General features: G+C 60.7%; 10 protein-coding genes. 9 read left to right on the forward strand and 1 reads right to left on the reverse strand.

Translation table 11 applies throughout. The features are described 5' to 3' along the window. Positions 1-5 precede the first annotated feature (5 nt). The 9 genes from murD to lpxC all read left to right on the forward strand — a co-directional run bounded on the left by murD (position 6) and on the right by lpxC (position 10,461). Positions 6-1,352 carry a UDP-N-acetylmuramoyl-L-alanine--D-glutamate ligase gene (murD, locus tag BLS87_RS17615; RefSeq protein WP_074753927.1) on the forward strand — a complete coding sequence of 449 codons (1,347 nt, stop codon included), beginning with the start codon at positions 6-8 and terminating at the stop codon, positions 1,350-1,352. Continuing rightward, positions 1,349-2,566 carry a putative lipid II flippase FtsW gene (gene ftsW / locus BLS87_RS17620; RefSeq protein ID WP_074753929.1) on the forward strand — a complete coding sequence of 406 codons (1,218 nt, stop codon included), beginning with the start codon at positions 1,349-1,351 and terminating at the stop codon, positions 2,564-2,566. The genes murD and ftsW overlap by 4 nt, the downstream gene beginning before the upstream one ends. Further along, positions 2,553-3,626 carry an undecaprenyldiphospho-muramoylpentapeptide beta-N-acetylglucosaminyltransferase gene (murG, locus tag BLS87_RS17625; RefSeq protein ID WP_074753931.1) on the forward strand — a complete coding sequence of 358 codons (1,074 nt, stop codon included), beginning with the start codon at positions 2,553-2,555 and terminating at the stop codon, positions 3,624-3,626. The genes ftsW and murG overlap by 14 nt, the downstream gene beginning before the upstream one ends. Then, the gene (murC, locus tag BLS87_RS17630) at positions 3,619-5,079 is read left to right on the forward strand and encodes a UDP-N-acetylmuramate--L-alanine ligase (protein ID WP_074753933.1); all 1,461 of its coding nucleotides are present in this window, start codon (positions 3,619-3,621) and stop codon (positions 5,077-5,079) included. The genes murG and murC overlap by 8 nt, the downstream gene beginning before the upstream one ends. Next, positions 5,076-6,035, forward strand: a complete 960-nt coding sequence (locus BLS87_RS17635; RefSeq protein WP_074753935.1) for a D-alanine--D-alanine ligase — start codon at positions 5,076-5,078, stop codon at positions 6,033-6,035. Before murC ends, BLS87_RS17635 begins: the two co-directional genes overlap by 4 nt. A 3-nt stretch (positions 6,036-6,038) precedes the next feature. Next, complete coding sequence (locus BLS87_RS17640) at positions 6,039-6,908, forward strand: cell division protein FtsQ/DivIB (RefSeq protein ID WP_074753937.1); 870 nt, start codon at positions 6,039-6,041, stop codon at positions 6,906-6,908. Between the two features lie 15 nt (positions 6,909-6,923). Further along, on the forward strand, positions 6,924-8,183 hold the full coding sequence (gene ftsA / locus BLS87_RS17645; protein WP_074753939.1) for a cell division protein FtsA: 1,260 nt from the start codon (positions 6,924-6,926) through the stop codon (positions 8,181-8,183). 63 nt (positions 8,184-8,246) lie between these two features. Beyond that, on the forward strand, positions 8,247-9,437 hold the full coding sequence (gene ftsZ / locus BLS87_RS17650; RefSeq protein ID WP_074753941.1) for a cell division protein FtsZ: 1,191 nt from the start codon (positions 8,247-8,249) through the stop codon (positions 9,435-9,437). A 112-nt stretch (positions 9,438-9,549) separates the two neighbouring features. After that, positions 9,550-10,461, forward strand: a complete 912-nt coding sequence (gene lpxC, locus BLS87_RS17655; protein ID WP_062384183.1) for a UDP-3-O-acyl-N-acetylglucosamine deacetylase — start codon at positions 9,550-9,552, stop codon at positions 10,459-10,461. A 375-nt stretch (positions 10,462-10,836) separates the two neighbouring features. On the opposite strand, the gene BLS87_RS34200 is transcribed toward lpxC, so the two are convergent. Beyond that, positions 10,837-11,004 (reverse strand): hypothetical protein, encoded by a 168-nt coding sequence (locus tag BLS87_RS34200; RefSeq protein WP_167362076.1) that lies wholly within the window; start codon positions 11,002-11,004, stop codon positions 10,837-10,839. Positions 11,005-11,412 lie beyond the last annotated feature (408 nt).

The following is an 11,412-nucleotide window of genomic DNA, read 5'->3' on the forward strand; positions in this document are numbered from 1 at the left end:
ACAGAGTGTCGCTGATCGCTTCTTCTCACTTCCGCATCGTTGTCGGTCTCGGCAAGAGCGGCATGTCTCTGGTTCGCTTCCTGGCGAACCGGGGCGTGGCGTTTGCGGTGGCGGACACCCGTGAGAATCCACCTGAACTCGCGACCCTGCGTCGTGACTACCCGCAGGTGGAAGTGCGTTGTGGCGAGCTGGACGTCGAGTTTCTCTGCCGCGCCGACGAGCTGTACGTGAGCCCCGGTCTGGCGCTGGCGACACCGGCCTTGCAGCAGGCTGCCGCTCGTGGTGTGAAGCTGTCGGGCGACATCGAGCTGTTCGCGCATAACGCGAACGCGCCCATCGTGGCCATCAGCGGCTCCAACGCAAAAAGCACCGTGACCACGCTGGTGGGCGAGATGGCCATAGCTGCCGGTAAGCGTGTGGCTGTCGGCGGCAATCTTGGGACGCCCGCGCTGGACCTGCTCAGTGACGACGTTGAGCTGTACGTGATGGAACTCTCGAGTTTCCAGCTGGAGACCACTGATCAGCTCGGCGCTGAAGTCGCCACCGTGCTCAACGTCAGCGAAGACCACATGGACCGTTACAGCGGACTGCCGGCTTATCACCTGGCCAAGCACCGGATCTTCCGGGGTGCGCGTCAGGTCGTGGTCAATCGTCAGGATGCCCTGTCGCGCCCATTGATCGGTGAGGGCGTGCCCTGCTGGACCTTTGGTCTGAACACACCTGACATCAACGGCTTCGGTCTGCGAGAAGAGAACGGCGAGAAGTACCTGGCCTTCCAGTTCGAACACCTGATGCCGGTCCGTGAATTGAAAATCCGTGGTGCCCACAACCAGGCCAACGCCCTGGCTGCGTTGGCCCTCGGCCACGCCGTCGGTCTGCCGCTCGACGCGATGCTGGCCAGCCTGCGCACGTTCGCAGGCCTGGTGCACCGCTGTCAGTGGGTGCGTGAGCTCAACGGCGTCAGTTATTACGACGATTCCAAGGCGACCAACGTCGGTGCCGCGCTGGCGGCCATCGAGGGTTTGGGTACGGACATCAGCGGCAAGCTGGTGCTGATCGCCGGTGGTGATGGCAAGGGCGCCGATTTTTCTGCGCTCAAAGCGCCGGTCGCCACCCATTGCCGCGCCGTTGTCCTCTTGGGGCGCGACGCTGAACTGCTCGCTGAAACCTTCGGCGATTCGGTGCCATTGATACGCGTCAAAACATTGGAAGAAGCTGTGCAACGTGCTGCCGAATCAGCTCAGGAAGGGGACGCCGTGTTGCTGTCCCCAGCCTGCGCAAGCCTGGATATGTTCAAGAATTTCGAAGAGCGCGGACGCCTGTTCGCTCAGGCCGTGGGGGACTTGTCATGATTTTTGGCGTGATCAAGCCTTATCCGTCGCCGATCATCAGCGGTCGTGGTGTAGACGTCGATTTCCCGATGCTTGCCGGCTGTCTTGCATTGCTCGGCCTGGGCCTTGTGATGATCACGTCCGCGTCGTCGGAAGTGGCTGCGGTGCAGTCTGGCAACGCGCTGTACATGATGACCCGCCACCTCATCTATCTGGTGTTGGGGCTGATTGCGTGCGTGGCGACCATGATGGTGCCTGTCGCCACTTGGCAACGCCTGGGCTGGTTGATGCTCATCGGCGCCTTCGGCCTGTTGATCATGGTGATCGTGCCCGGTATCGGGCGTGAGGTGAACGGCTCGATGCGCTGGATCGGCTTCGGCATGTTCAACGTACAACCCTCGGAGATTGCCAAGGTATTCGTGGTCATTTTCCTGGCAGGCTATCTGATTCGTCGTCAGCAGGAAGTGCGCGAGAGCTGGATGGGCTTCTTCAAGCCGTTCATCGTGCTGTTGCCCATGGCCGGCCTGTTGCTGATGGAACCTGACTTCGGTGCCACCGTCGTGATGATGGGCGCCGCCGCTGCGATGCTGTTCCTCGGCGGCGTCGGTCTGTTCCGTTTTGCTCTGATGGTGGCGCTCGCCGTGGCCGCCGTGTTCGTGCTGGTTCAGGCGCAGCCTTACCGGATGGCGCGTCTGATCACCTTTACCGACCCGTGGTCCGACCAGTTCGGTTCGGGGTATCAGCTGACTCAGGCCCTGATCGCCTTCGGTCGCGGCGAATGGTTCGGCGTCGGCCTGGGCAACAGCGTGCAGAAACAGTTCTACCTGCCTGAGGCGCATACCGACTTCGTGTTCTCGGTACTGGCCGAAGAGCTGGGCGTGGTCGGCTCCCTGGCCACCGTCGCGCTGTTCGTGTTCGTGAGTATCCGTGCGATGTACATCGGCATGTGGGCCGAGCGCGCCAAGCAGTTTTTCGCCGCATACACCGCCTATGGGCTGGCGTTCCTGTGGATCGGTCAATTCTTGATCAACATCGGTGTGAACGTCGGTCTGCTGCCGACCAAAGGCTTGACCCTGCCGTTCCTCAGTTATGGCGGCAGCTCGCTGATTATCTGTTGCGCCAGTCTGGGTCTGTTGCTGCGCATCGAATGGGAATCGCGCAACAACATGGGCAGCGAAGAAGCCGAATTCAATGAAAGCGATTTTGCCGAGGAGCCCACCCATGGCCGTCGGTAATGTGCTGATCATGGCAGGCGGCACCGGCGGGCACGTGTTCCCGGCGCTGGCCTGCGCGCGGGAATTCCAGGCGCGTGGTTACACCGTGCACTGGCTCGGTACGCCGCGGGGTATCGAGAACGAACTGGTTCCTGCGGCCGGCCTGAAGCTGCACCTGATCAACGCCACCGGCCTGCGTGGCAAGGGGCGTCTGTCCCTGCTCAAGGCACCGTTCATGTTGCTCAAGTCGCTGTTTCAGGCGCGCAGCGTCATGCGTGAGCTCAAGCCGGTGTGTGTGGTCGGCTTTGGCGGCTATGTCACCGGCCCTGGTGGTCTGGCCGCGAAAATGGCGGGTGTGCCGTTGATCATTCATGAGCAGAACGCCGTCGCTGGTACTGCCAACCGCAGCCTGGCATCGTTCGCAAGCCGTGTGTGCGAAGCATTTCCACAGACGTTCGCTGCGTCGGCGAAGCGCCGCACCACCGGTAATCCAGTCCGTGCCGAGCTGTTTTTCGAAACACCGCGTCAGGCCCTGGTCGGCCGCAAGCCGCGTTTGCTGGTGCTGGGCGGAAGCCTTGGCGCAGAGCCGCTGAATAAATTGCTGCCGGAAGCGCTGGCGCAAGTGCCGGTGGACATGCGCCCTGAGGTGTTCCATCAGGCGGGCAGGAATCACGATGAAATCACCACCGAGCGGTATCGCGCGGCCGGTGTCGAGGCGCAGGTCGCCCCGTTCATCAAGGACATGGCTCAAGCCTATGGCTGGGCGGATCTGGTGGTGTGCCGCGCAGGTGCGCTGACCATCAGTGAACTGGCCGCTGCTGGCTTGCCGTCGTTGCTGGTGCCTTTGCCCCACGCGATCGACGATCACCAGTCGCGCAATGCCGAATATCTGGCTCGTGAAGGCGCTGCCTTCGTGATGCCGCAAGCGACAACTGGCGCTGCCGAGATGGCGGCTCGCCTGAAAGAGGTTTTGATGCAACCCGAACAATTGAAACGCATGGCCGCCACGGCTCGCCAACTGGCCAAGCCGGACGCCACCAACACTGTCGTCGATGTCTGCCTGGAGGTGGTCCATGGTTGAGAATCAACGCGCCATGCCACAACCGGAAATGCGCCGGATCCGTCGTATCCATTTCGTCGGCATCGGCGGCGTGGGCATGTGCGGCATCGCCGAAGTGTTGTTGAACCTGGGCTATGACGTGTCCGGTTCCGACCTCAAGGCATCGCCTGTGACCGAGCGTCTCGAGTCGTTTGGCGCTCAGATTTTCATCGGCCACCGCGCGGAAAATGCTTCGGCTGCCGATGTGCTTGTGGTGTCCAGCGCTGTGAACACCTCCAACCCGGAAGTCGCGACTGCTCTGGAGCGCCGGATTCCGGTGGTGCCTCGCGCCGAGATGCTCGCCGAGTTGATGCGCTATCGCCACGGTATTGCAGTCGCCGGCACGCACGGCAAGACCACTACCACCAGCCTGATCGCTTCGGTGTTCGCGGCCGGTGGCCTGGACCCGACGTTCGTGATCGGCGGTCGTTTGAACGCCGCCGGCACCAACGCTCAGCTCGGCACCAGCCGTTACCTGATCGCTGAAGCGGACGAGAGCGACGCCAGTTTCCTGCACCTGCAGCCAATGGTCGCCGTCGTCACCAACATCGACGCCGATCACATGGCGACCTACGAAGGCGACTTCAACAAACTGAAGAAAACCTTCGTCGAGTTCCTGCACAACCTGCCGTTCTACGGTCTGGCGGTGGTGTGCACCGACGATCCGGTGGTGCGTGACATTCTGCCGTCGGTCAAGCGTCCGGTCATGACCTATGGCTTCAACGAAGACGCGGACGTGCGCGCCATCAACGTGCGTCAGGAAGGCATGCGCACGCATTTCACCGTGCTGCGCCGCGAGCATGAGCCGCTGGACGTGTCGGTGAACATGCCGGGCAATCACAACGTGCTCAACTCGCTGGCCACGATCGCCATCGCGACGGACGAAGGCATTACTGACGAGGCCATCGTGCAGGGCCTGTCGGGCTTTCAGGGTGTGGGTCGTCGCTTCCAGGTGTACGGCGAGCTGCCTGTCGAAGGCGGCAACGTCATGCTGGTCGACGACTACGGTCACCACCCGCGTGAGGTCGCCGCGGTGATCAACGCCGTGCGTGGCGGCTGGCCGGACCGTCGTCTGGTCATGGTCTATCAGCCACACCGCTACAGCCGTACCCGCGACCTGTACGACGATTTCGTTCAGGTGCTCAACGACGCCAACGTTCTGCTGTTGATGGAAGTCTATCCAGCGGGCGAAGAGCCGATTCCAGGTGCTGACAGCCGTCAGTTGGCGCACAGCATTCGTCAGCGTGGACAGCTCGACCCGATCTACATCGAGCGTGGCGTGGAGCTCGCTCCGTTGGTCAAGCCGCTGCTGCGTGCCGGCGACATTCTGTTGTGTCAGGGCGCGGGTGATATCGGCGGTCTCGCACCGCAACTGCTCAAGAGCCCATTGTTCACGGGCGCGATCGTGGCCTCAACCGAAGGTAAGCTGAAATGACAGCCGCCGCGCAAATCTCCCTGCTCTCGACCCTGGAGCCGAAAAGCTTCGGTCGCGTGGCCGTGCTCTTCGGTGGCAAGAGTGCGGAGCGGGAGGTTTCCCTGAAATCCGGCCATGCGGTGCTTGAGGCACTGTTGAGCGCGGGCGTCGACGCATTTGGTATCGACGTGGGTGACGATTTTCTGCAGCGGCTGGTCAGCGAAAAAATGGATCGCGCGTTCATCGTGCTGCATGGCCGTGGCGGCGAAGACGGCACCATGCAGGGTCTGCTGGAATGCCTGGAAATCCCGTACACCGGCAGCGGCGTGCTGGCTTCGGCACTGGCAATGGACAAACTGCGCACCAAGCAGGTGTGGCAGAGCCTGGGTCTGCCAACCCCGCGTCACGCGGTGCTTGGCAGTGAATCGGATTGTATTTCGGCAGCGACGGAACTGGGCTTTCCTTTGATCGTCAAACCCGCACATGAAGGTTCCAGTATCGGTATGGCGAAGGTGACCAGCGTCGATGAATTGATCGCCGCGTGGAGCGCCGCCAGTACCTACGATTCGCAAGTGTTGGTCGAACAATGGATTCAAGGTCCCGAGTTCACCGTCGCTTCTCTGCGCGGGCAGGTATTGCCGCCCATCGGTCTGGGGACTCCCCACAGTTTTTACGATTACGACGCCAAGTACCTGGCATCCGATACCCAGTACCGGATCCCGTGCGGCCTCGATGCAACCAAAGAACAGGAACTCAAGGCACTGACGGCTCGCGCGTGCGAAGCCGTCGGTATTGCCGGTTGGGCGCGCACGGACGTGATGCAGGATGCCGAGGGCAAGTTCTGGCTGCTGGAAGTCAACACCGTGCCCGGCATGACCGACCACAGTCTGGTGCCCATGGCCGCGAAAGCCGCCGGGCTCGATTTTAAACAGTTGGTGTTGGCGATTCTGGCCGACAGTGTCCAGGTGCGAGGGTAAATCATGCACGGCGCGACGCTACGTCATCAGCAATCAACTCCGGGCCGTAAGCCAGTGCCTCGCGGTGCGAGCCGGATGGTGGCCCGCGAGCCACTCTCGTCGCGCATGCCCAAGCCGAGTTTCGGTTTCCTGCGCAGCCTGATGTGGCCGGTATTGCTGGTCGTGCTGGGATTCGGCACGTACGAAGCCGCCCAGCGTCTGCTGCCGTACGCCGACCGTCCGATCTCGCGGATCAACGTTCAGGGCGACCTGAGCTACATCAGCCAGCAGGCCGTTCAGCAACGCATTGCTCCGTACGTGGCGACCAGCTTCTTCAACGTCGACCTGGCTGGCATGCGCACCGAACTTGAGCAGATGCCATGGATCGCCCACGCCGAGGTCCGCCGTGTGTGGCCGGATCAGGTGGTGATCCGACTGGAAGAACAATTACCGGTTGCGCGCTGGGGTGACCAGGCGCTGCTGAACAACCAGGGGCAGGCATTCACGCCGCGTGAACTGGCCAACTACGAACACCTTCCGCAGTTGTTCGGGCCTCAACGGGCTCAACAGCAGGTGATGCAGCAGTACCAGGTGCTGAGTCAGATGTTGCGCCCGCTGGGGTTCTCCATCGCTCGCCTGGAATTGCGTGAGCGAGGCAGCTGGTTTCTGACCACCGGCGCAGGCAGTGCGGGCCCAGGCCTGGAGCTGTTGCTGGGACGAGGCAATCTGGTTGAGAAGATGCGCCGCTTTATCGCCATCTACGAAAAAACGCTGAAAGAACAGATCACGAACATTGCGCGAGTCGACCTGCGTTACAACAACGGCCTTGCCGTCGGTTGGCGTGAACAGGCGTCAGCGCCAACGACGGACAAACCCGCCGTCGCGAAGAATTGATAAGAGGCAGGACCCATGGCAAACGTGCAAAGCGGCAAAATGATCGTCGGATTGGATATCGGCACCTCCAAGGTGGTGGCGCTGGTAGGCGAAGTCGCGGCTGATGGCACGCTGGAAATCGTCGGTATCGGCACCCACCCTTCACGCGGCCTGAAGAAGGGCGTGGTGGTGAACATCGAGTCCACCGTGCAGTCGATTCAGCGCGCCGTCGAAGAAGCGCAGCTGATGGCCGGCTGCCGCATTCACTCGGCGTTCGTCGGTGTCGCCGGCAATCACATTCGCAGCCTCAACTCCCACGGCATCGTGGCGATCCGTGACCGCGAAGTGAGCTCCGCTGACCTCGAGCGTGTACTCGACGCTGCTCAGGCCGTGGCGATTCCGGCTGACCAGCGCGTGCTGCACACCCTGCCGCAGGATTACGTCATCGATAACCAGGAAGGCGTTCGCGAGCCTCTGGGCATGTCGGGTGTTCGCCTGGAGGCCAAGGTTCACGTCGTGACCTGCGCGGTGAATGCGGCGCAGAACATCGAGAAATGTGTGCGTCGCTGCGGTCTGGAAGTCGACGACATCATTCTTGAGCAGCTGGCGTCGGCGTATTCGGTCCTGACCGACGACGAAAAAGAACTGGGCGTGTGCCTGGTGGACATTGGCGGCGGCACCACCGACATCGCGATCTTCACCGAAGGCGCGATCCGCCACACGGCCGTGATCCCGATTGCGGGCGATCAGGTGACCAACGACATCGCCATGGCGTTGCGCACACCGACCCAGTACGCCGAAGAAATCAAGATCCGTTACGCCTGCGCCCTGGCCAAGCTGGCCGGTGCCGGTGAAACCATCAAAGTCCCGAGCGTGGGCGACCGTCCACCTCGCGAGCTGTCGCGTCAGGCACTGGCTGAAGTGGTTGAACCTCGTTACGACGAGCTGTTCACCCTGATCCAGGCCGAACTGCGTCGCAGCGGCTACGAAGACCTGATCCCGGCCGGCATCGTGCTGACCGGTGGTACGTCGAAAATGGAAGGCGCGGTGGAACTGGCGGAAGAGATCTTCCACATGCCGGTCCGCCTGGGCGTTCCGCACAGTGTCAAAGGGCTCGCGGACGTCGTTCGCAACCCGATCTACTCCACCGGCGTCGGCCTGTTGCTGTACGGACTGCAAAAGCAGTCTGACGGCATCTCGCTGTCCGGCCTTTCCGGCTCCGGTAGCAGTTATAGCGATGAACCTAAAGCACCGGTGTTTGAGCGTCTCAAACGCTGGGTTCAGGGGAATTTCTAAGATTCAAAAAGTGGTAGGCAGGCAACAGGCGACATAAAACTAGAGAACTGAAGGAGAGGGAACATGTTCGAGCTCGTAGACAACATCCCACAAAGCCCGGTAATTAAAGTTATCGGCGTTGGTGGTGGCGGCGGCAACGCAGTCAACCACATGGTCAAGAGCAACATCGAAGGCGTCGAGTTCATCTGCGCCAACACCGATGCTCAAGCACTGAAAAACATCGGTGCGCGTACCATCCTGCAATTGGGCACAGGCGTGACCAAGGGCCTGGGCGCGGGTGCCAACCCGGAAGTCGGCCGTCAGGCGGCGCTGGAAGATCGTGAGCGCATTGCGGAAGTTCTGCAGGGCACCAACATGGTCTTCATCACCACCGGCATGGGTGGCGGTACCGGTACCGGTGCTGCGCCGATCATCGCCGAAGTGGCCAAGGAAATGGGCATTCTGACCGTTGCGGTGGTCACCCGTCCGTTCCCGTTCGAAGGTCGCAAGCGCATGCAGATCGCCGATGAAGGCATCCGCGCGCTGTCCGAAAGCGTCGACTCGTTGATCACCATCCCTAACGAGAAGCTGCTGACCATCCTGGGCAAAGACGCCAGCCTGCTGTCGGCGTTCGCCAAGGCTGACGATGTACTGGCCGGTGCCGTTCGCGGTATCTCCGACATCATCAAGCGTCCAGGCATGATCAACGTCGACTTTGCCGACGTGCGTACCGTGATGTCCGAAATGGGCATGGCGATGATGGGTACCGGTGCTGCAAGCGGTCCTAACCGTGCGCGTGAAGCCACTGAAGCGGCGATTCGCAACCCGCTGCTCGAAGACGTGAACCTGCAAGGTGCCCGCGGCATTCTGGTCAACATCACTGCCGGTCCTGACCTGTCTCTGGGTGAGTACTCGGACGTGGGTAGCATCATCGAAGCGTTCGCCTCCGAGCACGCCATGGTCAAGGTCGGTACCGTTATCGATCCGGACATGCGCGACGAGCTGCACGTGACCGTGGTTGCCACTGGCCTGGGCGCAAAAATCGAGAAGCCTGTGAAGGTCATCGACAACACCCTGCAGACCGCTCAAGCCGCACCTGTGCAGCAGCAGGCCGTCCGTCAGGAACAGCCTTCTGTGAACTACCGCGACCTGGACCGCCCAACCGTGATGCGCAATCAGGCTCACGCAGGCGCTACAGCCGCGGCGAAAATGAATCCGCAAGACGATCTGGATTACCTGGACATTCCAGCTTTCCTGCGTCGTCAGGCTGATTGATGAGTTCTATCAGGGGTATAAGGGTGATTGGTGTTCAGCAAAGGCGAGGTCTGCTATCATCGCCAGCCTTTGTTGATACTAATTCGCGATATGCGCTGAAGCGGCCAATGCCATGATTAAACAACGCACCCTGAAGAATATTATCCGTGCCACAGGTATCGGCCTGCACTCGGGGGAAAAGGTTTACCTGACCCTCAAACCTGCACCTGTGAACGCTGGCATTGTGTTTTTCCGTACCGACCTCGAGCCGGTCGTCCAGATCAACGCGCACGCGTTGAATGTTGGCGACACCACGCTTTCCACAACGCTGTTCAATGGCGATGTGAAGGTCGATACGGTTGAACACTTGCTGTCGGCCATGGCTGGCCTTGGCATCGATAACGCCTACGTTGAACTCTCTGCCTCCGAAGTTCCAATCATGGACGGCAGCGCAGGTCCCTTCGTATTCCTGATTCAATCGGCTGGCCTGGAAGAACAGGACGCACCGAAGAAATTCATCCGGATTCTGAAAGAAGTCTGCGTTGAAGAAGATGGCAAATTTGCGAAGTTCGTGCCGTTCGAAGGTTTCAAGGTGGGCTTCGAAATAGATTTCGACCACCCGTACCTGAAGAATCGCACGCAAACTGCATGTGTCGACTTTTCCAGCACCTCCTTCGTAAAAGAAGTGAGCCGTGCGCGTACTTTCGGTTTCATGAAAGACATCGAGTATCTGCGCAAGCACAATCTTGCTCTGGGCGGCAGCGTCGAAAACGCAATCGTCGTGGACAAGGACGGTGTGCTGAACGAAGACGGCCTGCGTTATGAGGACGAATTCGTCAAGCACAAGATCCTGGATGCCATCGGTGACCTGTATCTGTTGGGCAATAGCCTGATCGGCGAGTACCAGGGCTTCAAGTCGGGACACGGTCTGAACAATCGTCTGCTGCGTGCTTTGATTGCACAGAGCGATGCTTATGAAGTCGTGACCTTCGAAGATGCCAGTACCGCACCGATCTCCTACATGCGCCCGGTAGCGGCGGTGTAAAAACGTCTCTTCTTCTGGTTTCATATTTAAGGCCACCTTCGGGTGGCCTTTTTTATGGTTTTCTGGCGGCGCTGGCGGGTGTGCATTATCTATTTCCGGCGATGACTCTCAGAGGGGATCTGGCTAACGCCAGACCTGTTTCGCCTTCGGCGAGTTACTTGATAACCCCTCTCTTTGTTTCAAGAGGCAGCCAAGGGTTCAGGCTCCCGGTTTGGCCCGACTTCGTCGGGTACCCGCACTCCGACGACGCTCCGTGGGCCCGCGCTGAACGGACATCCATGTTCTGGCAGCGCTCTCGCGGCATCCATGCCGCTCGGCCCACTCCGCGTCGCCTGCGTTTGGCCTGCACCCAAGTCGCGATTGGTGGTGTTTGGACTATCGCATCAGAAAAGCAAAAGCAAAAAGTGTCGACTGCGCGAATCCTGTAGGAGCGCGCTTGCCCGCGATCTGCCGCGCAGCGGTAGCAAAACCAGACAACCCGGTTGTACCTGACACACCGCATGCACCGGATTTGCTGCCGGTTCCCGGCAGATCGCGGGACAAGCCACGCTCCTACAACTATGGGTGAGGTGCGGGAGATGGATGCACCAGGAAGGCGATGAGCGTTAGCTCCAGCCAGCGTTGCTCTTGTACGCGACAGTCCAGACACCACAAAGCGCGACTTGGGTGCAGGCCAAACGCAGACGACGCGGAGTGGGTCGAGCGGCATGGATGCCGCGAGAGCGCCGTCAGGGCATGGATGCCCGTTCGGCGCGGGCCCACGGAGCGGCGTCGGAGTGCGGGTACCCGACGCAGGAGGGCCAAGCCAGGAGCCAGGACACTTGGTTACTTGGTGTCCTTTCAAGTAACTCGCCGGTGAACTGACCCCCGAAAGTTGGACACCCAGTCCAACCGAGGGGACAGCCATGACGAAGTACGATCCAGCCTTCAAACTCAAGCTGGTTAAACAAT

The organism is Pseudomonas abietaniphila (genome assembly GCF_900100795.1).
Taxonomy (GTDB): Bacteria; Pseudomonadota; Gammaproteobacteria; order Pseudomonadales; family Pseudomonadaceae; genus Aquipseudomonas; species Aquipseudomonas abietaniphila.